The sequence below is a fragment of the Streptococcus sp. HMSC072C09 genome, from assembly GCF_001813105.1.
In the GTDB taxonomy this organism is placed as follows: Bacteria; Bacillota; Bacilli; order Lactobacillales; family Streptococcaceae; genus Streptococcus.
The window spans coordinates 1-204 of sequence record NZ_KV811507.1; the positions used below are offsets into that span (position 1 = coordinate 1).

A 204-nucleotide genomic window follows, 5' to 3' on the forward strand; every position below is an offset into this window, starting at 1 on the left:
GACCTCGTACAATCTTGCACAATTTGCGTAAAACAGTTGAACGTGCAGGCTTACAAGTAGAAAACATCATCATTTCCCCACTTGCGATGATCAAAACAGTCTTGAACGAAGGCGAACGTGAATTCGGAGCAACAGTGATTGATATGGGTGGTGGCCAAACCACAGTGGCTTCTGTTCGTAGCCAAGAACTTCAATTTACAAATA

At 43.1% G+C, this 204-nt stretch carries 1 pseudogene; it reads left to right on the top strand.

The features are described 5' to 3' along the window. Positions 1-204, top strand: a pseudogene (locus HMPREF2893_RS10410) (cell division protein FtsA); the annotation flags it as partial.